Origin of the sequence: Sinomonas terricola, assembly GCF_034931225.1 — a bacterium.
GTDB lineage: Bacteria > Actinomycetota > Actinomycetes > Actinomycetales > Micrococcaceae > Sinomonas > Sinomonas terricola.
In genome coordinates, this window is the sequence record NZ_JAYGGQ010000025.1 from 1 (window position 1) to 21,558 (window position 21,558).

At 67.3% G+C, this 21,558-nt stretch carries 18 protein-coding genes and 6 pseudogenes; 6 read left to right on the forward strand and 18 right to left on the reverse strand.

Annotated elements, in window-relative coordinates; translation table 11 throughout:
- Positions 1-148 precede the first annotated feature (148 nt).
- Both SPF06_RS21225 and SPF06_RS22195 read right to left on the reverse strand, forming a co-directional pair.
- Positions 149-334, reverse strand: a complete 186-nt coding sequence (locus SPF06_RS21225; protein ID WP_323281159.1) for a hypothetical protein — start codon at positions 332-334, stop codon at positions 149-151.
- 141 nt (positions 335-475) lie between these two features.
- Positions 476-868: an isochorismatase family protein gene (locus tag SPF06_RS22195; RefSeq protein WP_428985814.1), complete on the reverse strand. Its 393-nt coding sequence runs from the start codon at positions 866-868 to the stop codon at positions 476-478.
- Positions 869-1,524: 656 nt separating this feature from the next.
- Between SPF06_RS22195 and ltrA the strand changes: the two genes are divergently transcribed.
- Entirely contained in the window at positions 1,525-2,967 is a 1,443-nt protein-coding gene (gene ltrA, locus SPF06_RS21230; protein WP_323281160.1) for a group II intron reverse transcriptase/maturase, read from the forward strand.
- Between the two features lie 116 nt (positions 2,968-3,083).
- On the opposite strand, the pseudogene SPF06_RS21235 reads toward ltrA, so the two are convergent.
- From SPF06_RS21235 to SPF06_RS21255, 5 genes and pseudogenes are all read right to left on the reverse strand, one after another.
- Positions 3,084-3,230: pseudogene (locus SPF06_RS21235) on the reverse strand (transposase); the annotation flags it as partial.
- Positions 3,231-3,254: 24 nt separating this feature from the next.
- On the reverse strand, positions 3,255-3,770 hold the full coding sequence (locus tag SPF06_RS21240; protein WP_323281161.1) for a DUF6262 family protein: 516 nt from the start codon (positions 3,768-3,770) through the stop codon (positions 3,255-3,257).
- Positions 3,760-5,994, reverse strand: a complete 2,235-nt coding sequence (locus SPF06_RS21245; RefSeq protein ID WP_323281162.1) for a tyrosine-type recombinase/integrase — start codon at positions 5,992-5,994, stop codon at positions 3,760-3,762. Before SPF06_RS21245 ends, SPF06_RS21240 begins: the two co-directional genes overlap by 11 nt.
- Positions 5,991-7,160 carry a site-specific integrase gene (locus SPF06_RS21250; RefSeq protein WP_323281163.1) on the reverse strand — a complete coding sequence of 390 codons (1,170 nt, stop codon included), beginning with the start codon at positions 7,158-7,160 and terminating at the stop codon, positions 5,991-5,993. Before SPF06_RS21250 ends, SPF06_RS21245 begins: the two co-directional genes overlap by 4 nt.
- Before the next feature lie 58 nt (positions 7,161-7,218).
- A pseudogene (locus SPF06_RS21255) lies at positions 7,219-7,470 on the reverse strand (transposase); the annotation flags it as partial.
- 161 nt (positions 7,471-7,631) lie between these two features.
- Here SPF06_RS21255 and SPF06_RS21260 point away from each other — a divergent pair.
- The 3 genes from SPF06_RS21260 to SPF06_RS21270 are packed head-to-tail and all read left to right on the forward strand — an operon-like array spanning position 7,632 to position 10,776.
- Positions 7,632-8,852, forward strand: coding sequence for a site-specific integrase (locus tag SPF06_RS21260; RefSeq protein WP_323281164.1), 1,221 nt, complete (start codon positions 7,632-7,634; stop codon positions 8,850-8,852).
- Complete coding sequence (locus SPF06_RS21265) at positions 8,849-9,790, forward strand: tyrosine-type recombinase/integrase (protein ID WP_323281165.1); 942 nt, start codon at positions 8,849-8,851, stop codon at positions 9,788-9,790. The genes SPF06_RS21260 and SPF06_RS21265 overlap by 4 nt, the downstream gene beginning before the upstream one ends.
- The gene (locus tag SPF06_RS21270; protein ID WP_323281166.1) at positions 9,787-10,776 is read left to right on the forward strand and encodes a tyrosine-type recombinase/integrase; all 990 of its coding nucleotides are present in this window, start codon (positions 9,787-9,789) and stop codon (positions 10,774-10,776) included. Before SPF06_RS21265 ends, SPF06_RS21270 begins: the two co-directional genes overlap by 4 nt.
- An 81-nt stretch (positions 10,777-10,857) precedes the next feature.
- On the opposite strand, the pseudogene SPF06_RS21275 reads toward SPF06_RS21270, so the two are convergent.
- From SPF06_RS21275 to SPF06_RS21285, 3 genes and pseudogenes are all read right to left on the reverse strand, one after another.
- A pseudogene (locus SPF06_RS21275) lies at positions 10,858-11,655 on the reverse strand (IS256 family transposase); the annotation flags it as partial.
- Positions 11,656-12,036: 381 nt separating this feature from the next.
- Positions 12,037-12,381, reverse strand: a complete 345-nt coding sequence (locus SPF06_RS21280) for a DUF4190 domain-containing protein (protein WP_323281167.1) — start codon at positions 12,379-12,381, stop codon at positions 12,037-12,039.
- Positions 12,382-12,461: 80 nt separating this feature from the next.
- Positions 12,462-12,842 carry a hypothetical protein gene (locus SPF06_RS21285; RefSeq protein WP_323281168.1) on the reverse strand — a complete coding sequence of 127 codons (381 nt, stop codon included), beginning with the start codon at positions 12,840-12,842 and terminating at the stop codon, positions 12,462-12,464.
- 337 nt (positions 12,843-13,179) lie between these two features.
- Between SPF06_RS21285 and SPF06_RS21290 the strand changes: the two genes are divergently transcribed.
- On the forward strand, positions 13,180-13,608 hold the full coding sequence (locus tag SPF06_RS21290; RefSeq protein ID WP_323281169.1) for a rhodanese-like domain-containing protein: 429 nt from the start codon (positions 13,180-13,182) through the stop codon (positions 13,606-13,608).
- A 98-nt stretch (positions 13,609-13,706) separates the two neighbouring features.
- Positions 13,707-14,069, forward strand: a complete 363-nt coding sequence (locus tag SPF06_RS21295; protein WP_323281170.1) for a GNAT family N-acetyltransferase — start codon at positions 13,707-13,709, stop codon at positions 14,067-14,069.
- Positions 14,070-14,461: 392 nt separating this feature from the next.
- Here the strand turns inward: SPF06_RS21295 and SPF06_RS21300 are convergent, their stop codons facing one another.
- The 8 genes and pseudogenes from SPF06_RS21300 to SPF06_RS21335 form a co-directional block, all read right to left on the reverse strand.
- Positions 14,462-17,302, reverse strand: a complete 2,841-nt coding sequence (locus SPF06_RS21300; protein ID WP_323281171.1) for an FAD-binding and (Fe-S)-binding domain-containing protein — start codon at positions 17,300-17,302, stop codon at positions 14,462-14,464.
- 272 nt (positions 17,303-17,574) lie between these two features.
- Positions 17,575-17,798, reverse strand: a pseudogene (locus tag SPF06_RS21305) (L-serine ammonia-lyase, iron-sulfur-dependent, subunit alpha); the annotation flags it as partial.
- 101 nt (positions 17,799-17,899) lie between these two features.
- Complete coding sequence (locus tag SPF06_RS21310; RefSeq protein WP_323281172.1) at positions 17,900-18,580, reverse strand: DJ-1/PfpI family protein; 681 nt, start codon at positions 18,578-18,580, stop codon at positions 17,900-17,902.
- A 277-nt stretch (positions 18,581-18,857) separates the two neighbouring features.
- Positions 18,858-19,412, reverse strand: a pseudogene (locus tag SPF06_RS21315) (serine dehydratase beta chain); the annotation flags it as partial.
- A 265-nt stretch (positions 19,413-19,677) separates the two neighbouring features.
- Positions 19,678-19,863: pseudogene (locus SPF06_RS21320) on the reverse strand (hypothetical protein); the annotation flags it as partial.
- Entirely contained in the window at positions 19,863-20,009 is a 147-nt protein-coding gene (locus SPF06_RS21325) for a hypothetical protein (RefSeq protein WP_323281174.1), read from the reverse strand. The pseudogene SPF06_RS21320 and the gene SPF06_RS21325, both read right to left, overlap by 1 nt.
- A complete protein-coding gene (locus tag SPF06_RS21330; protein ID WP_323281175.1) occupies positions 20,006-20,224 on the reverse strand; it encodes a type II toxin-antitoxin system HicA family toxin in 219 nt (72 codons plus the stop codon). Before SPF06_RS21330 ends, SPF06_RS21325 begins: the two co-directional genes overlap by 4 nt.
- Before the next feature lie 253 nt (positions 20,225-20,477).
- Positions 20,478-21,503, reverse strand: coding sequence for an acetylxylan esterase (locus SPF06_RS21335; RefSeq protein ID WP_323281176.1), 1,026 nt, complete (start codon positions 21,501-21,503; stop codon positions 20,478-20,480).
- Between the last annotated feature and the right edge of the window lie 55 nt (positions 21,504-21,558).

Sequence of the window (21,558 nt, forward strand, 5' to 3'; positions counted from 1 at the left end):
TCTACGTCGACGACGCCCAATTCCAACAGATCGTCCCAGCCAACTAACCCCACACACCCGACCCCCTGACACGACACTGTTCCGCCGCACCCCGACAGGGCGGCGGAACAGTGTCGTTCTCCGCATTAGGAGCTCAAGGCGGCTTGGGCTACTTCAGCACCAGCAACGGAGTCAAGTCTGGTTTTCTCCAGGTCATTCCATCGTCGATCCCACGGGCCGGCTTCACGGCGACCAATCCATAGCCCGCGCCTGAGCCCGGTCGGTGGGGGAAATCGACCGGCGCGCGGTCAGACTCCTTCTTGATCGCGAGGTGGTGAGGGAGCATCATCAGCATCAGCGACTCCGGCCCCGAGCTGATCGTGCGGCCCGGCACCGCCGTCGCGTTATTCCGCGCGGCCGGAACCTCGAAGCCTGGCCCCGGGAGTTAGGGGTAGCACGGGTCGCCCTTTGGGACGGGCCAGCTTCGGTAGCATCCTCAGCGTTGGGGGAGATCGCCCAAGTAGACCACTTGGCCTACCGAGCGAGCGACTTGGCGCATGGCCAGCTCGTGCAGGCCAGGGCTCGTGTCGGCAAGAGCGTCGGTTACCACGATGAACTCAACGTCCCGGGCTAGCGCCTCGAAGGCGGTCGCAACGACACCTTGGGATGCGAAGACGCCGACGACCAAGCGGCGCCCCCACCAGGTTGGCAGCGCCAAGCGGGTCTCATCTTCTCCAACGTACTTCAACCCTCCGTCCCACGGCTGTGCAGCGACTCTGCAGATCACCCCGCTGGCAGACCAACAAGGGATTCCGATAAGGGTCTTCGAGCTGCACGAAGATGACGGATGGGACTGTCCGAATAACGGTGGGAACGGCATGGCGTGCATTTAGTTGATCCGGCCTTCGAAGGCGATCGCGAACGCGTTCAGTGCCGGCTTCGTGCGCCGTGAGGCGCTGTTGATTCGAGTGGAGGTGAGAGACCGTCACCGCCGGGCCGTCGCAGCGGCCCGGTAGGAGCTGAGGGCAGCCTGTTCCGGGAGACGCCGGTGCGGGTGGGAGCAGCCCTGACAAAGCCGGGGTGCCGTAGCACTGCCAGATGCGATAGGTCCGGTGAGCAGGTTGGAGAGGAGTACGCGAGGAACCGATGCCATAACGCCCCTCAACGCTTTACCGGCTCGAATCTGGTGGATCTGGGCCGGGAGCGGCGCGCACTCGTCCTTTGGGCGGGAAACTCCCGGAAGCTGTGAAGCCTGTGACCGGGAGGCTGCCGGGAAGGACTGCGGCGTACTTGCAGCGAAGCCGCTGGGGCAGAGTCGGGCTCCTACTCCGACGAGCGAATCACAGTGAACACGGGAACTGCCCTTGGGCTGCCCCTCGGCCGTGCTTCCAGCGCGGCCGGGCGGGCTGGGTCCGTCGTCGGCCGATCGGTCAGGGGCAGGGCGGAGCCGCCGTAGTACTCCGAGCCGGGGAGAGCCCGGCGCATGGGGAAGGGCGGCAGCAGTTTCGAGGAGATGAGGATGTTGCAAGACCGAAAGACGCACCGGTGAACGCCGGTGCCCTGACAGTGGCGGCCGCGGGGCCGCGCGGGCGGGTATCGGAGATGCAGGCCAAGCTCCACCGTTGGGCGGTGGCCGATCCTGGCCGCCGGTTCGACGACCTGTTCAACTTCGTGCATGACCCGGCGACGCTGATCGTGGCGTTCGATCGGGTCGCGGGCAACCGTGGTGCGAACACTCCCGGCGTGGACGGCCTCAGCGTCGCCTGGGTCGAGGAGAGCATCGGGGTGCCCGGGTTCCTCGAGGGGCTGCGCGCAGCGCTGAAGGCGGGGACGTTCCGTCCTCTGCCGGTGCGAGAGCGTGCGATCCCGAAGCCCGGAGGTTCGGGGAAGGTCCGGAAGCTGGGCATTCCCACGATCGCCGACCGGGTGGTCCAAGCGGCGCTGAAGCTCGTGCTGGAGCCGATCTTCGAGGCGGGGTTCTCCCCGATCTCGTACGGTTTCCGGCCAGGGCGGCGGGCGCACGACGCAATCGCCGAGATCCACATGTTCGGCTCACGGGGATACCGGTGGGTGCTGGATGCGGACATCGAGGCGTGCTTCGACCGGATCGACCACACGGCTCTGCTGGAGCGCGTGAGGGCCCGGGTGAAGGACAAGCGTGTGCTGGCGCTGGTGAAGGCCTTCCTAAAAGCTGGTGTGCTCACCGAGCAGGCCGGGCTGAAGGAGTCCGATACCGGCACCCCGCAGGGTGGGATCCTCTCGCCGCTGCTGGCCAACATCGCCCTGACCGTGCTCGATGAGCACGTGATGGCACCATGGCGGCCCGAAGGGACGATGGGGACCACCTATCGGCGCCACGCGCGTCGGAGGAAGGGCCTGCCGACATGGAGGATCGTCCGCTACGCGGACGATTTCGTCGTGCTCGTGCATGGCAGCGAATCCGACGTCGAGGAGCTGCGCGAAGAGATCGCCGCTGTGCTCGCCCCGCTTGGCCTGCGCTTCTCGCCGGCCAAGACCCGGGTAGTGCACATGAGCGAGGGGTTCGACTTCCTCGGGTTCCGCATCCAGTGGCGCCGCAAGAGGGGAACCCAGCAGTGGTACGTCTACACCTTCATCGCCGAGCGTCCGTTCAAGGCGGTGAAGGAGAAGATACGGTCCATGACCCACAGGGTCTCGCAGGCCGATCCCGGCGCCATCCTCACCCGGATCAACCAGATCCTGCGGGGATGGGCGAACTACTTCCGGCACGCGGTGTGCAGCCATACCCTCGACAGCCTCAGGCACTTCGTCGAATGGCCGGTGATCAGGTGGCTGAGGAAACGGCACCGCATGCGCTGGAAGCAGCTGCGACGGCAATTCACCACCCCATCAGGGCGGTGGCTCCCGCTGTCGTGTAACGGGGTCGTGCTGTTCAACCCGGCATCGGTGACGGTTACCCGCTATCGGTACCGGGGAGCGATCCCCACCCCGTGGGCTGCATCGGACTGACCGACGGCAGAGACTGTGGAGAGCCCGGTGCGTCGAGAGGCGCACGCCGGGTTCGGCGAGCGGCCCGCAGAAACGGACCGGTGGCAACACCGGAACCGCGCTGCGGGCCGACTCAACCAGCGTGTGGCCCAGCGTGCCCTGCCGCGCCCTGTGGGGTCAAGGGACCTGGTGACCAGGTACAGGCACTTCAGTGCCGCTGCGTCGTTGGGGAAGTGGCCTCGGGCCCTCACCGCGCGCCGGTAGCGGGCGTTGAGGGACTCGATCGTTATCTCCAGTCCGAGGGCGGTTCATGCCTCTGACGTGGGGTTATGCGTTGTGGACGGTGTCTTCGACGCGGCTGCCTGAGGTGTTCTGAGCTCGTCCGCCGGTGTCTGATTGTTGTTCAAGCGTGATTTCCGTGGCTTCGGCTCGGCCCCTTGGGCATGCTGGCCCGTCCGCTGGTCGCCGAGGGCATGGGCGAGCCGGCGTCGGAGCTTGCCGTTTTCCTCGGTGAGCGTGCGGATGCGTTCGTTGGCCGCGTGCAGCCGGGCCAGCAGCGAGGCGTCGGAGGCGCGCTGGCTGGCTGGGATCGCGGGCGTCGGTGCGCGGCGGGTCGCAGCGCGGAGCCTTTCGATGTCCGCGCGGAGGTCGGGCTGGGCGTAGAGGAAGGCCCGCGAGACGCCGGCGTGGCGGGCGACGGCTTCGAAGGTGACGGGGGCGCCGGCCCGCTCGAGTTCTCTGAGAGTCCGGATCGTCTTGGACCGGGCGAGCTCGTGGCGCCGGTGCGCGGTGGCGGTGAGGTGCCCCGCGTTCTCAGCTGGCATCGGCTGCCCTGTCCGTGGGGACGGGATCATTCTGGAGTGTGCTGATGATGGTGTCGAGGTTCTGGGCGACCTGCCGGTTCATTTCGGCCAGCCGGGTCTGGCCGCGGGCTTCGGCGGCGCTGATGATCTGCAGGACCTGGGTGCGGTGTTCGCGGTGCTGGGGGAGGAACTCGCCGGTGGTGATGAACATAGGGCAGGTCAGGCAGGCGTTTGCGTGCGGGCACGTCTTCTGGACCGGGAGTCCGCAGAACCCGTTGGGCAGGGCTTGGGTGGCCCGGCCGAGGCGCTGCTTGGCCCAGGCCGCCTCGGCCAGTGTGCTCTGCGGGTCCAGGACGACGGTGGTGCCGCTGATGTCGATCTTCCGTGCGGTCTCCCAGTGGCGGCGGATGGTGGTGTCGTGGAGGCGGGCATAGTGGGCGGTCATCTGCGGCGAGTCGTGGTCGAGGATGCGGCGGACGACTTCCTGGGGGACGTCTTTGTTGATGAGGCGGGTTCCTAGCGTGTGCCGCCATTGGTGCGGAGTCAGATGCACCGGGCACCCGTGTTCGTCGCGGACCTCGCAGCGCTCCAGCCACCGGTAGAGGGCGCCCCGGTAGGTGCTGCCGCTCATCGGCTGGAGCCCGTCAGGGTTCTTCGTCGGTCTGGGGAACAGCAGCGGGGAGCGCCCGTGGCTGGACTGGCGGGCGGCGATCAGGGCCTGGAGCTCCTCGTCGATCGGCACCAGGGCCTCGCGTTTCATCTTGTGGTTGAAATAGCGCAGGTAGGGTGCCCGGTCCGCATCGAGCACGATGCAGTCGCGTTCCAGTCTCAGGGCGTCGTTCACGCGCAGGCCGCAGCGGATCAGGATCAGGGTGGCCAGCCGATGCGCGTCGTCCTCGAAGCGCTCGAGGTTCTCCCGATGTTCGATCTGGGCCATGACCTGTTCGGCCAGTGCCCGCGGAGGCCGTTCGGACCGGTGGGGATGGTCGGTGCCGAACAGCATGGCCGTGGCTGGCAGGGTTGTGTCCCATGCCTGGGTGCGGATGGCGGTGAGGAAGGAGTCGAGCTGGCCGATCTGGTCGCCGTGGCGCTGGCTGCCGGCCAGCTCGGCCTGCAGATCGGCCAGGTAGCGTTCGAGCACCGCCCGGTTCACGTCTGCCAGCGACCTCACCCCGGCCCGTTCGCAGACGAGGGCGAAGCGGATCAGGGAGCGAAGGCCGCGGCGAACTGTCTCCAGTACCAGGCCGGCAGAGAGCCGCCAGCGCACCCACCGCTTGGCCAGGCTCCGGAGCCAGGGCTGGGGAATCGGCTCGAAGCTCAGGGTGGGGTTGCCCTCGAAGCCGAGCCGGCGCAGCTGCCACACGTCCCGGCCGTACTCGCCTTCCCAGCCTCCGGCCTGGGCGAGGTCCTCGATCCGGCGGCGCGCGTAGAGCAGCAGCGCCCGGGGGGTGGAGTCCTTCGGCGCGGGTCGGCCGATGCTGGACCGCCAGTAGTTCTCGCTGTGGTCCAGCAGGGATGAGGCCGCCGTCCGGCGGAGGAACCTCACGACCTGCATCACCACGGCCGGGGGCGTCTTGGTGCTGCGGTCCCCGCGCCTGCATTGGAGTGCGTACTGGAGTTCGAGTTTGAGCTGCGGCGGGAGCCCGTCCAGCCTGACGACCTGGTCTCCGAGCACCGCGGACGGTTCGAACCTGCCGATGAACTCTTCGATGTCGGGCCGTCCGTTCGTCCGCCAGGTCGCGTCGTGGGCGTGGCACAGCTGTCCTGCGCCCTGGGGCCACAGAGTGCAGTGCGCGACGCGGCAGAGCGCCCCGGCCTGAGGCTGCTTGACCGTCGGCGCGGCCCGCAGCCAGCTCTCCAACTCGGGCTGGCCGCTGCGTTCCCATCGCTGAGCGTGCAGGGCACACATCCCCGACCGCGCGGAACCGTAGCCGCACCCTTCGATCCGGCAGGCCATGTTCGGCTGCTGCAGGCGCCACCGCGGGTCGGTCGCGGCGGCGAAGGCCTCCACGTCCGGCCGGCCGGCCTTCTGCCACCGCCCATGGTGGCCGGAACAGAACCCGTAACCCGCACGTCCCGCACGCCCGCACCCCTGCACACGGCAGAAGCCGGAGCCGAAGACCGGATCATCAGCCGCGAAGACCAGAGTGTCGCAGCGGAATTCCGCGGTCACGACGCCCAGCAGCCTTTCCAGAAGCCCCGCGCCGCCCACCCCAAGGCCGGGCTCCCGGGCCGCGGACGTCACAGGGTCACCCCGGTGCCGGCGAACCAGCCGGCCTTCTCCAGGACCGTCCGGGCATCCTCGGCAGTGAGATGGCCGTAGGTGTCAATCGTCGTGGTGACCGAGGCGTGCCCCAGCAGCGTGGAGACCACCTCCAGCGGCACCGAGTCCCGCAGCATCCGCGTCGCCGCCGAATGCCGGAACCAGTGCGGGTCGAAATCCACGCCGGTCCGCCGCCGGAGCCGCCCGACCAGGTCATAGACGGACCGGTAGGACAGGGCGTGGCCGACCCGCCCGCCCCAGAGGTTGACGAACACGTAGTCGTTGTCCAGATCGCCGTATTCGAGGTGCAGATAGTCCGAATAGAGCCGCAGCAGCTCGGCGCTGACCGGCACCGTCCGGGACCGCCCCGTCTTGGCCCGGGCCCCGTTCTCGTTCAGGTGCGCAACAACGCGGACCTCGCGCTCTGCCGCCGAGAGGTCATCGTGGCGAAGCCCGAGGACCTCGCCGATCCGCATCCCGGTGTCGAACAGGACAGCGAACAGGAAGCGGTCCCTCAATCGGGTGCACGCGTCCAGGATCGACTGGACTTCCCCGACGGTGAGCACCCGGGGCAGCTTGGCCGGGGCCTTCAGAGCTATTTCCCTGCGTCGTTGCGGGCGCCCCTTGCTGATGTGGTGCAGGAACGGCTTCCACGACGACCTTCCGCCCGGCGCCGCCCACCTCACCAGCAGATCACTCAGCTCGACCCCGTGCCGTGCCTGATGCTGGTAGAAGGAGCTCACCGCGGCGAGCTTCCTGTTGATCGTGCCGGGCCCGACCTGCGGGGACGTCACGGGCAGCACGGCCACCTGCCCCGTCCGCCCGGCGGGCGGCATCCGCAGCCACTCCACGAACCCGCCGACGTCCTCGAGCGTGACGCGGCGCCAGTCCAGGTCCCGATGGGCGAGGAAGACGAAGAAGTCCTTCAAATCGTGGGCGTACGCCTTCACCGTGTTCGGCGACCGCTCGATCGCGCTCAGAAAGGCCAGATAGGCCTCGAGCGGGGCGACCGGGACGTCATCGTCTCCGAGCACCGTCCACGACTCGACCCGAGACCCCGGGATAATCACCCTCTGCACCAACATTGGCCCTCCAGCCTGCTCCGTGATGGACACACCGGAGATAACCACGTCCACGACGGCGGTCAAAACAGCCAGAACGCCCCTCACCGACGTCAAGCACACGGCTCGGAGGACTGGAGATAACGATCGCGTTGGTCGAGCAGACCACGCGGCGGATCTCCACGTCCCAGTCCAGGAACGGGGCGAACTCGGCCCACGCGTTGCGCCAGAGCCTGCTGATGGCCGGGTACTGTGCGCCCCACTTCTCGTCGAACTCCTCGAACCGCTCTCTGGCCGCGGCCTCGGTCGGGGCCGTGTAGACGGGCTTGAGGTCCTTGCCCATCTCCTCCCAGTAGTGCCGGGAGGCGAACCGGAAGGTGTTGCGGATCAGGTGCACGCTATGCCGACGTCGGCATAGCGTGCATTATGCCGATGTCCTGATTATGCCGATGATGCCGGTGGATCCGTTGCGGGGCGCGGGGTCGGCGCTGGCGAGGTCGGCATAATCCGGTGGTCTGATCGACGCTCTTCTCATCCGTTCTTGGAGAGGGGAGCGTCATGGTCAAGGTATTGTGGTCGCTCGTGCGCGGCCCGTTGGAGTTGCATGTCGTCGGGTTCGCGGCGGCGTTGCTTGAGCAGGGCTATGCACGAAGTTCCGCGGAACAGCATGTGTGCTTCGTCGCTCATTTGGATCGCTGGATGCTCAGCGAGGGCGTCGGTCTGGATGAATTGAGTGGGCCGGTGCTGCAGCGGTATCTGGGAGAGCGACGAGCGGCCGGGTATCGGGAGTATCTGTCGATGAAGGCGTTCGCGCCGTTGCTGGCCTATCTGACGCCGTTGGGGGTCCTTCCGGTTGAGGAACCTGTTGCGCTGGGCCCGGTCGAGGAACTGCTGGACTGCTACCGCCGCTATCTGCTCGTCGAGCGTGGGCTGACGGTGAGGACTGCTCGGGGGTACGTGGACTGCGTACGCCCGTTAGTGACCGTCCGGATGCGGGGCGAGGCGCTGGATCTTGCCGGCATCAGCGCGGGCGACGTTACGGGGTTCGTGTCGTCTGCCTGTCCAGGCAGGGCAATGGGTTCCGCGAAGTTGATCGTGTGCGCACTGCGTTCGCAGCTGCGTTGGCTGCATCTGACCGGGCAGCTGCCGGCGTCGCTGGCCGCTGTGGTGCCGGCGGTGGCCGGGTGGCGGCTGTCGAGTCTGCCCATAGGGCTGGAGCCTGGCCAGCTGGAGCGGCTGCTGACCAGCTGCGACCGGCGCACGCCGACGGGTCGGAGGGACTACGCAGTGATGCTGCTGCTGTCCCGGCTGGGTCTGCGCGCCGGGGAGGTCTCCCGGCTCGGGCTGGATGACATCGACTGGCGTGCCGGTGAGATCACCGTCATCGGGAAGGGCAATCGGAGTGAGCGGCTGCCGCTGCCGGGGGACGTGGGAGCGGCGATCGCGGCGTATCTGCGTCACGGTCGACCGGCGGGCTCGGAAGGACGCAGCGTGTTCGTGCGAGTTCACGCCCCGCTGCGGGCGTTGACCACCGGCGGGGTGACGATGATCGTGTTCGACGCGGCCCAACGCGCGGGGCTTGGCAAGATGCACGCGCACCGGCTCCGGCATACTGCCGCGACCGCGATGCTCCGTGCCGGCAGCCCGCTGCCGGAGATCGGGCAGGTGCTGCGTCACCGGTCCGTGTTGAGCACGGCGATCTACGCGAAGGTCGACCGGGATGCGCTGAGTGTGCTGGCCAGGCCCTGGCCGACCATGATCGGGGATGGTCTCTCATGACCGGGCCGCTGCGGGACCAGCTCGCTGACTACCTGGCGTTGCGTCGTGCCCTGGGTTACCGGTTGGAGCGGCCTGAGAAGCTGCTGGGTCAGTTCCTCGGGCACCTCGAACACGACGGCGAGACGGTGATCACCGTCCCCAGCGCTCTGGCCTGGGCGCAGCTGCCCGCTGGCGGAGACTCGAACTGGCGGGCGTACCGGCTCTCCGTGGTGCGTGGGTTCGCGACCTACTTGCATGCGATCGACCCGGTCCACGAGGTGCCGGCCGCGGGCCTGTTGCCGCAGCGGCCGCTGCGCGCCAGCCCATACCTGTATTCCGATGCCGAGGTCGCGGCGTTGATCGCTGCCACGGCGACGTTGCGCACGCCGCTGCGCCGCGCCACTTTCGCGACGCTGATCGGGCTGCTGTCGGTGACCGGGATCCGGATCGGCGAGGCGATCAGCTTGGACCGCGGCGACGTCGACCTCGCCGGCGGGCGGCTCACGATCCGGTTCGGGAAGTTCGGCAAGACCCGGGAGCTGGCCCTGCACCCCAGCGCGGTCCAGGCGCTGCGCAACTACCGGCAAGCGCGCGACAGGTCCGCACCGCAGACAGGGACACCGGCGTTCTTCGTCTCAGCCGCCGGAACGCGGCTGATCTACTGCAACGTCCACAACACGTTCCACCGCCTCGTCCGGCACATCGGTCTGCTGCCGCGTTCGCCGTCGTGCCGGCCACGCATCCACGATCTGCGACACACCTTCGCAGTCAGGGCGATGCTCGACGCCTACGCTGCCGGCGAAGATGGGCAAGCCCGGCTCACGCTGCTGTCCGCCTGGCTCGGCCACGTCCATCCGGACAATACCTACTGGTACCTCTCCGCGGCCCCAGAGTTGATGGCGCTGGCCGGGCAACGGCTCGAAGCCCTCCTGACCGGCGGACCGGAGGCCCGATCATGAGCACGCTGGCCCCCACTCTGCAGGCGTTCTTCACTGACCGGCTGATCCGGCAACGGCTCTCCAGCGACCACACGATCGCCGCCTACCGCGACACGATGCGGCTGCTGCTCGGCTACGTCGCCGCCCGCACCGGCGTCGCACCCTCACGGTTGGACATCGGCGAGCTTGACGCGCCGATGATCGGCGGGTTCCTGGACTACCTCGAGCAGGAGCGCGGGAACAGCGTACGCACCCGCAACGCCAGGCTGTCCGCGATCCACTCGCTGTTCCAGTTCGCGGCCCTGGCCCATCCCGAGCACGCCGACAGCATCGCCCGCGTCCTCGCCATTCCACCCAAACGCTTCGACCGGGCGCTGATCGCATACCTCACCGACGACGAGGTCGACGCGCTGCTGGCCGCCTGCGACCTGGACACCTGGACCGGGCGGCGTGATCACGCATTGCTGCTGCTGGCCGTGCAGACCGGGCTGCGAGTCTCCGAGCTGACCGGCCTCAGCCCCGGCGACGTGCACCTCGGCACCGGTGCGCACGTCGCCTGCCACGGCAAGGGCCGCAAGGACCGGATCACCCCGCTCACGCAGGCCACCGTCACCGTGCTGCGCGACTGGATCACCGAACTCGGCGCGCTCCCCGGAGCCCCGCTGTTCCCGTCGCGCCGCGGCAGCCGGCTCAGCCGCGACGCGATCGAGCACCGCCTTGCGCACTACACCGCCAAGGTGAGCAACGTCTGCCCGTCGCTGCGCAACAAGACGATCACCGCGCACGTGCTGCGGCACACCACCGCGATGCGACTCCTGCATGCCGGAGTCGACACCAGCGTGATCGCGCTCTGGCTCGGACACGCCAGCGTCGACACCACGCAGATCTACCTGCACGCCGACATGACCCTCAAGGAGAAAGCACTCGCACGAACCAGCCCACCCCACGGGCAAGACAGCCGTTACCGGCCGCCGGACAGCCTCCTCGCGTGGCTCGAAGCGCTCTGATTATGCCGACCGCGCCAGCGCCGACCCCGCGCCCCGCAACGGATCCACCGGCATCATCGGCATAATCAGGACATCGGCATAATGGATGACGCAGGCCTGGACCATGGCGAGCTCCCAGACCGCGGTGATCGCGTCCGGGAGGCCCTTGAGCCCGTCGCAGACGGCGATGCACACGTCCTCCACCCCGCGGTTCTTGATCTCGGTCAGGACCCCGAGCCAGAACTTCGCGCCCTCCCCGCCGTCCCCGGCCCAGATCCCCAGGATGTCCCGTTCGCCGTTCACCGTCACGCCCAGGACCACATAGAACGGCTTGTTGCGCACCTGCCCGTCGCGGACCTTGACGTGGATCGCGTCGATGAAGATCACCGGGTAGACCCGGTCGAGGGGGCGGTTGGCCCATTCGGCCAGCTCCTCGGAGACCTTCTCGGTGATCCGGCTGATGGTGTCCTTGGAGACGCTGGCGCCGTAGACCTCCTCGAAATGCGCGGCGATCTCCCCGGTCGTCAGGCCCCGCGCGCTCAGGGACAGGACGACCTCGTCGATCCCGTCCAGGCGTCGTTTGCGCTTCTTGACGATCTGCGGCTCGAACGTGCCCTCCCGGTCCCGCGGGACCTCGATCTCCACCGGCCCGATCTCCGTAAGCACGGTCTTGGACCGCGTGCCGTTCCGCACGTTGGGCCCCTCGGCGGTACCGTGCCTCTCGTGGCCGAGGTGCTCGGTCATCTCCGCCTCGAGCGCGGTCTCCAGCACGGTCTTCGTCAGCCCGGCCAGCAGCCCGCCCGGGCCCACCAGCCCCACGCCCTGCTCCCTTGCCTGCGCCAGCAGCCGCTCCGCAAGCTGCCTCTGATCGATGATCTCCCCAGTCACAGGATCGATCATCTCGACGGTGTCGGTCATAGCCCTTCCTTTCGGTCAGGCCACGCCGTTCCCACCGTTAATCAGACAGTCCCTGACGGATCCGATGTCCTCGACCTCCGGGGCGTTCTGGAACATGTGCTCCACCGTGGCCGCCCTATCACGGGTCCAGAAGAAGAACCGCGGAGGACCTGAAGGGTCGAAGTCCGGGGTGGTTGGCATCGAGGGCATGTCGAAGATCGTGCCTCCATGGGAGGCCTCGCCTGGCTCGAATCCGAGAAGGAAAGCGTGCCACTTCACCGCTCATGGCACATCGCGCACGGGATGATGACTTGGCCGACGGTTCGCTCGATAGGCCTGCTCTTCATGGCAAGGGATCTATCGTGCAGTTGGCCGACGACCTTGTCAGTAGTTGGTCGAAGCGTTTCCGGCAAGCGCTCCGAACGTGATAATCAGCAGGCCGAAGGCGATGCCCGCGGAGCCGATGACGATTGCGGCGATTGCCAGCCCGCGTCCGCCCTCGCCGGTGCGCTTGATCTGGCTGAGCGCAACCACGCCAAGAATGAGGCCCACGATGGAGATGAAGAATGACGTGATAAGGGAGATGATCGCCAGTGCGTTCGTCCCGGTCTTCTGCTGGCTGTACGGGACGTACGCCGGGGCCTGGGTGTCTGGGTAGGCGTGCGGGTTCCGCTCCACGGGGGCGTGATGGGCGCTTTGTTCGCTTTGGGGCTGATGCGGCTGACTCATGTTGGTCCTTCGGGTTCGAGTCGACGTAAGAGTGTGTGATTGGGGACGGAAGGGCGGCTGGCAGGAGCTTGGTCCTGGCCTCAGTTCGAGAGGGCGTTGGCCAGAATGCCGCTCGCGCTGAGAGCGGATGCCAGGGCATTCGAGGTGGTCTCGAAGGCCCTGTTTGTCTTGGACGCTCCAACGGCGCCCCCTTTGAGCGCGCCGGAGGCCATGTTGCGATTGATCCGTGCGACGAGGCGTCCGGCATTGTCGACCATGAAGTCGATGCTGAAGGTGATCTGGAACTTCGAGCCCGCGAGGACGCCGAAGAGTGCCGTCAGCGTGGCGCTTCCTCGCTTGGCCAGCAGGCTGTTGTTAGGGGCGGGCGTGACCTCGAAGCCCTGCGCTGTGAGCGTGCTGGCGATGATCTGGCGCCCTTCCGCGTGGTCGCCGTGGAGGAAGAAGTCATGCGAGGAGGCCATAGCCAACCTTTCGAGGGTGTGTGAGCGGCAACGGGCTTGACGGTGTCGATCGCCCGCACGGTGAAGCTGATACAAGCTTAGACAATTGTTGATCCGAAATGAATGATTGGTCAGGCTTTCAATCATGTCAAATCAACTGGTGGGTGTTCATGGGCGTTTAACCTCAGCTCACCGTGCGGACTGGAGATGCGCGAGGATCGCCCCATCCGCTGCATCCAGTCCCAAACGCTCATTCAACGGCAAAGACCGGAAGATTCCGCGAAACGACCGCCACAACTCATCAACAACCGCCGATCCCCCATTCCTTCGCCCGCCCGGCCGATGATCAGATCGAACCATGCACACAACACCCACGGCAGCCGAGCACTTCGCCGCCAAACTCGCCTACGAAACCGACCCTTCCGACCTCGCCGCCGCCAGGGCGGCGGGCACCGCCCCCCTGGTCATCGATGTCCGCAACGAGCAAGCCTGGAACCAAGGACGAATCCCCGGGGCCATCCATGTGCCCAACCCAGACCTCCCCCGGCGAGCCGCCGAAGTCGCCCCCGACAAAGACGCCCCGGTCGTCCTCTACTGCTGGGGCCCCGGCTGCAACGGCAGCACCCGGGGCGCCCTCACCCTTGCCCGCCTTGGCTACACCAACGTCCGCGAACTCATCGGCGGTTACGAATACTGGACCCGCGAAGGACTCGCCACCGCCACCGACACTGGCCGCACCCGACAAGCACCCGACCCGCTCACGGCACCGACACACCCCAACCCGTGAGGTCCGGAGTTGGCGTCGTTCGCGCGGTCACTGCGTCCGAGTGCGCATCGATCCTCACGCTGGTCAGGGCGCACGCAGATTACGAACGCAGTTCGGCCGTGATATCCGAGGACTGGGCGGCCCGCGCCGCCGGATTGGTCAGGGACGGCAGGCTCGACCTGTTCGTTGCCGTGGCAGGGAGCAAGCCGGTCGGCTACGCGGCCGTCACGTATGACGTGGGCACGTGGAACGCGGCGACTTACGCCCACCTCGACTGTCTCTATGTGGTCGGCGACTACCGGGGCGTCGGCACCGGCAGGCGCCTCTTTGGCGCCGTCGTCCAGCATTCCCGGGACCTCGGGCACAGCGAGCTCCAATGGCAGACGCCCGCGTGGAACGACGGAGCAATCCGGTTCTACCGTCGGCTCAGCCCCGCCGAGCAGGCGAAGCAGCGCTTCACCCTCGACCTCGATCGCCAGTGACGGCGGGCGCCCACTTGCGATCGGGCTGAAGGCCAATCTTCGAGCCGTCCGGATGTGCGGCTACCCGAAGCCGGAGGATCGGCGACCGGCTTCGGGTCCTGCCTGTCGTGCCACCGGAACCTGAATGGGGCCCAGTACACATCCGTTGGCCTTCTGTCGGGGGTTGGCTCTAGCCGGCGTTTTAGGGAGGCTGTTGCTGACAATCAAGTGCCTCGAGGCTGACGGCCACCCCGGCGACGAGAACGGGCAGGGCAACTGGGATGGCGAACCGATGGTACGGGCTCTGCGTGAAGAGCAATTCGCGATTGTGGCGGGCTCCAGCGCTTCGCAGTTGTTACCCTGTGCTGCACGAGGACGGGCGCCCGCCAGTGGGAGACGCGCGCCCGTCCTCGTCACTCGCGCGACCGGGGAACAGGCACGGGCCGGGTCGCTTCCTCGAGCACTTCTAGGAGGTGCTCGTATGCTTCGCCCGTCGCCCGGGCCATCCCGAGCTCGCACGTGCGGTTGACCGAAACGTACCTTTCGAAGTCCCTTGTGGCCAGTTCAGCGGCTTCTGCTGCGGTGGCAGAGGCCGTGAGCTCCGGATGGAGCATGCCGCGATCTCCGGCGAACGCGCAGCACGACCAGTCGATGGGATCGTGGACGTCGTCGGAGAGGAACTCGGCGATGCGGGACACCTTGTCGTTGATTCCCAGACGTGTCGAGGAGCAGGTCCGGTGCACGGCGATCGACGAAATGGACCGTGTCCTGCTGAGCCGGGGCAGGACCATGTCGGCTGTGAATTCGACGGCATCGACGAAGCGCAGCTGCGAGGCCGCCGTCGAGTGCTGTGCGAGTTCGACGAGCCCTTCGGTGCAGGAGGAGGCGTCGACCATGATCGGGAGCCGGCCGTTGTCGCTGGCCCGCAGCAGCGCGTCGGCTGTCTTCTCAGCCATCATGCGGTACCCGTCCAGGTGCCCCTTCGACTTCCAGGGGGTTCCGCAGCACAGGGAGTCGATCCGCTCGGGGATAGCGATGCGGAACCCGGCACGCTCGCAGAGCGCGACGAACGCGGCGGACGAGCCGATGCTGGCGCCGTCGGGTCCGAACATTGCTCCGACGCACGCCGGAAAGAAGACAGCGTCGGGGCCTGCGGAGTGTCCTGGGTCCAGAGCCGCGCGGGGTGCCCCGCCTTTGGGGAGCTCCTTCGAGTAGAGCGGGATGCGCTCTGGCCCGGCGACGGTGCGAAGCATCCGCGTTGACGCGGTGGCCAGAGCGGGCATGGCTTGGGCGGCTGAGAGCGCAGTTGATCCGGCTCGGGTGATGGCTCCCCAGCCGTGTGAGGCTAGCTCCCAGCCGCGTTGCTCTGCTGGTTTCGATTTCTCGGCGCGCAGCCGTCGGATCAGGTCGCCTGTATTGATGTCGACGGGGCAGGCGACGGAGCACATGCCGTCGACTGCACAGGTCTGGATGCCGTCGTATTCAAAGTCGGCTTCCAGTTCTCGGAGCGTGTGGGTGTCGCCGCTTTCGCGGGCGGACTGCATTTCGCGGCGCATGACGATTCTCTGTCTGGGGGTGAGCGTTAGGTCCCGGCTCGGACAGGCAGGCTCGCAGTAGCCGCATTCGACGCAGCGGTCGACCTCGGGGTCGACGGTGGGCGATGTCTTCAGATGGTTCAGGTAGGAGTCCGGGCTGTCGGAGAGGACCACGCCCGGGTTGAGGATTCCCTGCGGGTCGCACAGCTCCTTGACCCGCTTCATGATCTCGTACAGCTCCTCGCCGAATTGGCGGCGCACGAACGGGGCCATGATGCGGCCTGTGCCGTGTTCGGCCTTCAGCGATCCTCCCGCTTCGAGGACAAGGGCGACCATCTCCTCGGTGAATTCCCTGTAACGGCCTAGGGAGGCTGGATCGTCGAATCTTTCGTTGATCATGAAGTGGATGTTGCCGTCCTTGGCGTGCCCGAAGATGACGGAGTCTTCGTAGCCGTGGGCCTCCAGGATGCCGGTGAGGTCCTTGCAGGTCTGGTAGAGCCGGTCGACGGGTACCGCGATGTCTTCCAGCAGGGCAGATGTTCCCGTGGGCCGCGCACCGGCGACGGCGGTGTAGAGCCCTTTGCGGATGTGCCACAGGGCTTCGCGCTTCTTGCGGTCGGTGTGGAAGTCCAGCGGCAGCGCCAGCCCGTAGCGCTGCGCGAGGTCGGTGTTCGCCGCGAGTACGGTCTGGAGCTCTGGAGCGGTTGCCGCTTGGAGCTCAACGAGGAAGGCTGCGTGCTGGTCAACCTCGAGCCCATCCAGTTCGTCGAGCCCGTCCTTGAGACCCTGCGCGACTCTCAGGGAGCGGGCGTCCATCAGCTCGATGGTCGTGAAGCCCCGCTTGGCCAGAGCTGGCAGCGCTTCGGTGGCGGATTCGAGCGTGGTGAAGACCATCAGCCCCGTGGCGGTGTGGGGAAGGACCTCGACAGTTTCGAAGGTTGCCTCGGCCACGAACGCGAGGGTGCCCTCGCTTCCGATGATCAGGTGGGTGAGGATGTCGATCGGCCGGGAGAAGTCCAAGAAAGAGTTGAGCCCGTAGCCCATAGTGTTCTTCATGGAGTATTGGCGCCGGATCTCAGATTCGAGGGCTGGGTCGGCAAGGACCTGCTGACGCATTTCGATCAGGCCGGCTGCGAGGTCGGGTTCGGCGTTGCGCAGCTGTTCGTCTGCGTCGGGATCCTGGGTGTCGAGAGCGGTCCCGCTGGGAAGGACGAATCTCATCGACCTGAGGGTCCGGTACGTGTTCCGTTCGGTGCCGCATGCCATGCCGCTGGAGTTGTTGGCGATGACCCCTCCGATCGTGCAGGCGACCTCGCTTGCGGGGTCGGGGCCGAGCTTCCTTCCGTATCCTGCGAGACGCGCGTTCACGGCTCGGACCGTTGCGCCCGGCTGCGCGCGAACGGTGAGGCCTCCAGGGCCGACCTCGACCTTCTTGAATGCTGAGCGTGTGTCGACGAGGGTGCTGTGCGTCAGGCCCTGCCCAGAGAGGCTGGTCCCCGCTGAGCGGAAGGTGACAGGCCTGCCTGTTGCCCGGGCGCGGCTCAGGATGGTCCTGACGTCGTCCACGGTGCGCGGTGCGGAGACCTCTTCGGGCACGAGCAGGTAGTGGGACGCATCGTGGGCCTTGGCGAGCCTGTCGGCCAGGCGGCTGGATGTGAGCTTGTCCTGGGCTTCGCCGGTCGCGGGTTTCGCAGAGGTGGTCTTCGGATGCATTCTCATCGGTGAGATTCCGCGGGAAACCCCTTGAGGGGCCCGATCAGTCGTCGGGAGCAGGCCTCGGCAGCGCGGGTCAGAATTCCCCCGCTCAGTGGACAGAAAGTCACAGTGCACACCTCGATCACGGTCGTCACGACACCAACAGGCTACAAGGATACCGGCTACATCGGTCCTAGGTCAGATGTAGTTGCAAGGGCACTCATTCGTCGATCAGGTCGCGGCGCGCGTGCGCTGCCCAGGCTGGTCACATGCTTATCTGAGCGCTTCGACTCCCCTCAGCATTCGATGACGTTGACCGCGAGGCCGCCGCGCGATGTCTCCTTGTACTTGACCTTCATGTCCGCGCCGGTCTCCCGCATCGTCTTGATCGCCTTGTCGAGCGAGACCTTGTGGCTGCCGTCCCCGAGCGCAATGCGGGCGCGTTGATCGCCTTGTTGCTCGCGATTGCGTTGCGCTCAATGCACGGGATCTGCACGAGCCCGCCCACGGGATCGCACGTAAAAGAAGAGGACCTCGGCGCCTCGGCGGTGGAGCTCCATGTATCCGAGCTCTTGTCTTAAGAGTCTCGCCGTTGGGTGCAGGCTTCTGCTTCGTAGTGTCCTAACGAGACTCGGCAGCCGCCTGGACGAGTCCTTCCCTGATGGCTCGGTAATTCGCCTTGAGAGAAGCCACTAGTTCCTGGTCGGCCTCCGGCCTAGTGGGTGAACCGGCATCAAAGGGAGGTTGCGGGTCGTATTCCATGGAGAGCTGGATCTTCCGGGCAATATCGGCTCCCGCAAGCTCTGCTGCGAGGGTGAGGGCGAAGTCGATCCCGCTAGTGACGCCACCGCCAGTAATCAGGTTCCCGTCACGAACGACTCGTGCTTCCTCTGGATCGGCCCCCATGAGACTCAGCATCGAATGCGATGCCCAGTGGGTAGTTGCCCGGCGCCCCGACAGTAGCCCCGCGGCGCCCAGAACGAAAGCGCCCGTGCAAACGCTGGTGACATAGCGAGCCCCAGCGGCCTGATGCTTTACGAAGTCGATCGCCACTTGATCGTCAAGGATGTCGAACGCGCCTTGGCCTCCGGGGACCATGAGGACATCTGCCTGAGGAGCCTCAGCGAACGATGCTGTTGGCACGATGGAGAATCCTGAATCCGTGGGCACCGGATCCGTCGAGTGCCATACCAGATCCACGGCTGCTCCGGGAACACGTGAAAGGAATTGCACAGGTCCCGTCAGGTCGAGCTGTGTGACGTTCGGAAAGACAAGGGCGACGATCCTGAGCTCAGCAGACATGAGGCTTATTATCCCGGCCGCCCACCGGCATACGCTGAACATCCACTCCGGAGATCCCAAGGCAAAGCAGGCCGAACCGCTGGCGAGAACTTAAAAGGCAGGACTCTTCTTACCATCAGACGACTGCTTCGAGGGCTTGTGAGGCGAGCTGCCCGGCGGGCTCTCCGTTGTCGCGTGCTCTGGCTAGGGCGCGGGTGTGGGAGGCGATCATCCTCCGGAAGACGGGCGCCGCGGATTTCTTGGGCTGGGCGTGGATGCAGCCGAGGCAGACGAGGCCGCGGCTGCAGTGCTCGAGGAGCTGCGCCGCGGTGGTGAACGGGTACGGCAGCGGCGTCGCATCCTCGACGATGCCGTCAGCGCCCACGGCGTCCTCGTCGACTGACGAAGCCACCGCCCACCGAGTAGAACGTCGCCTCGCGCAGGAGGCTCCCCGCGCCGTCGAACGCCCTGAAGACCATCCCGTTGGGGTGGGCCGGCAGCGAACGCCGCCGGTGCATCACCACGTCGTCCGCCCGGGTGAACGCGATGCGCCGCTCCCCGCGAGAAGGAGCTTGCCGTCGGCGCCCGCCTGAGCGACCCGCGCGTCGTCGGTGTCCACGGTCTCGGGCCGCTCCCCCTGCAGGCCCAGGATGACCGCCTTGTCCGAGCCGTGCCCGTGCCCGGTCGCGCCGAGAGATCCGAACAGCTCCGCCTTAGCGCGTTCGACGGCGCCCAGAAGCCCCTCCGCGCGCAGGTCGTCCGTGAAGCTGGCGGCGGCGCGCATCGGCTCGACCGTGTGCGAGGACGACGGGCCGATGCCCACGGAGAACATGTCGAGTGCGCTCAGTGCCATGGGACGGCCCTGCTGATGCCAGTTCTTATCGAAGCGAGCTTGCGGCAGCGGTCGGAAAAAGGCGCGGCCAGTAGCGGCGGCCCGGGACGGCAATGTCACGAGGTGCACGCGCGCGTCGCGCGCCGTTGAGGTGCTCTGGATGGCCATGGCGAGCTTGTGCAAGTCGTCGACCACGTCGGTCGGTCTCGCGCGGCTCGTTCATCGCCGCGAGGACGTTCTTCAGTCGCCAGCGCCTTCGGCAGCCCCGAGACCGTCAGCGGCTCGCTCACCGGACATCGGCCTCCTCGACAGGCTCAAGCGCCGCCTCCGGGTAGATCTGCACGCTCCCCGGCTCGCGCTCGCTCTCGACGCACACCCCGCGAGGCGTGAGGGCAGTCGAGTAGTACCCGACCACGCGCCCCTGCCACGACGAGCCCCGGACCTTGCGGACGCGGTCTCCCAGCTCGAAGCTCACGCGGTCTCCTCCTCGACCCAGCCGGGGATGTGCACCGTCGGGATCCCCAGCGCCCGCCACATGGCGACGACGCTGGGGTGGTGGAGGAACGGGCTGACGTCGGCGAGCGTGCCGTCGACGTCGACGATGTGACAGGGGATCAACCCTGCCTCCCTTCTGCTACGCGCAGGGCCAGCTTCCGGGAGGCGTCGCCTGCCCGGCGATCGCTGGGCGACCCCGCGATAGTGATCTGCCCCCCGTTGGGGTGGCGCATGATGTTGTGGCTGCCGCGCGAGAAGCACACGAAGTAGAAGCCCAGGCCGCGGGCGAACTTGTAGGCGTCCGGCTGCCACTTGCCCTTGAACCGGACCTCGCTCACGCCGCCTCCGGCCACTCGTCCGGGTGCCTGTGGTAGCCGGGATTGCGGCGCTCCGAGTAGAACGTCATCGGGTCCGGGGCCGTGCCGCACCATGGGATGCTCCGGCCCCTCCCCTCGGCGACCATCTTGTCCAGCCAGGCCGGCAGTAGTCCACGTCCACGGGGCGTCGGTTCTCGTCGTACCACCCGGCCAGCCCGAAGTTGGGGTCGAACCTCACGCGTAGCCCCAGATGCCGAAGGGGGTCGCTCCACTTTCAGGCGAGCAGCCTGCGCAGCCAGGCGAGCTGCCGCGCGACGTGGTGCTCTCCCCCGCCGTCGTGGTTGTTGAAGGCGTACTCCTCGATCGACTTCTCGACGGGCGCTGGGGCGGCTGCGTCTACGGCCGTGCCGTATTCGTTGTACGTGGCGTAGACGGTCGACGGCGGGCAGGTCGTGTCCCGCAGCGCGACCGAGAAGTACGCGGGCACCCGCGCGTAGCGGCCGAGATTGACCACGTCGAAGTACGGCAGTGTCGCGAACGCCGCCTCGACGTGGTCGCGGTGGCGCACGAGGTACCGCTCGAGCTCGGAGTACGGGCCGGTCGTCGCGACGTCGAGCGCGCGCGAGTAGTCCGCGAGGAAGTTGACGTCCGGGAGGCAGGCGATGACGCCGTCGACCCTTCCCGCCGCGAGGCCCGCCGCGGCGACCGCGAGCCCGCCGCCTTGAGAGTGGCCGTGGACGGCGACCCGCGTGTGGTCGACGTCAGGATGGGCCTGGACGGCCTCGATCGCGCGGACCGCGTCGGTGAAGATGCGCCGGTAGTAATACGTCTCGCGGCTCAGGATGCCGCGGGTCATGAGGCCCGGGTAGTTCACCCCGCCCGCGCTCGGGTGCGGGTCCGGGGTCTCCCCGAGCTGGCCGCCGTAGCCCTGACCGCGCGAGTCCATGATGAGCATCGCGTAGCCCGCCTGCGCCCACAGCGTGTTCTGGTGAGCGAGCCCGCGTCCGCCCGAGTAGCCGATGTAGTGCACGACGGCGGGCAGCGGCCCCCGGGCCTCCACCACCCGAGCGGCCGGCAGGTGCAGCCACGCCTTGATGGAGTCGCCGCCGTAGCCGGCAAACGTCACGTCGTACGTCTCGATGAGGGGCAGGTGGGTCTCGACTCGCTCGAAGCGCGCGTCGAGCGGGTACTCTTGCGCCTCGGCAATGGTCGCGTCCCAGAACGAGGTGAGGTCGGCGGGGAGTGGGCTGCTGCCGCGATACGCGCGCAGCTCGGGCAAGGGCAGGTCGATGGCTGGCATGGTATGCGTCCTAGGCGCTCAGGGGGTGTGGCGGATGCGGCGGAAGCGTCGGCCG